This window comes from Polaromonas sp. P1_G2, from assembly GCF_056405515.1.
Map to the genome: position 1 here is coordinate 1 of NZ_JBFUBY010000694.1, position 620 is coordinate 620.

Below are 620 nucleotides of genomic sequence, written 5' to 3' on the forward strand. Positions count from 1 at the left end.
GTGTTGGATGTAGCCGTCGACGTCCGCAAGGGATCGCCGACCTTTCTCTGGCACTATGCGGCCGAACTTTCCGCAGACAACATGCATTCGCTGCTGATTCCGGAAGGCTTTGCCCATGGTTTCCAGGCGCTGACCGACGATGTGCAACTGCTCTATGCCCATTCGGCGCCATTCCGGGCCGAGTCCGAGGGCGGGCTCAATCCACTCGACAAGGTGCTCAACATTCCCTGGCCGCTGCCCGTCGCCAATCTCTCGCCGCGCGACCAGAACCATCCGCTGATCGATGCCCGGTTCGAGGGGATTGCCGTATGAAATGCCGCCATTGCGGGGGCGAGGATTTCTGGCCGTTTCTTGACCTCGGCACCGCGTCACCGTCGAATTCCTATGTCGCCGCAGATGCGCTGGCGGCACCGGAACTCTGGTATCCCCTGATCATCCGCACCTGTTCGAATTGCCTGCTCACCCAGACGGAGGATTTCGCTGATCGTGAAACCTTCTTCTCAGAGAGCTATGCCTATTTCAGCTCCTTCTCGACCTCGTGGGTCAACCACGCCAAAACCTATGTCGAGACCGTGGCGGAACGCTATCAACTGGATGCCAAGTCACGCGTGGTCGAGATC

At 59.4% G+C, this 620-nt stretch carries 2 protein-coding genes; both read left to right on the plus strand.

Translation table 11 applies throughout. From position 1 onward, the window contains the following. The coding region (locus AC1D0P_RS26990; protein ID WP_477679541.1) for a dTDP-4-dehydrorhamnose 3,5-epimerase family protein at window positions 1-312 on the plus strand (312 nt) is incomplete at its 5' end. Continuing rightward, a partial coding sequence (locus AC1D0P_RS26995; RefSeq protein WP_477679542.1) for a class I SAM-dependent methyltransferase occupies window positions 309-620 on the plus strand: 312 nt, incomplete at its 3' end. The genes AC1D0P_RS26990 and AC1D0P_RS26995, both read left to right, overlap by 4 nt.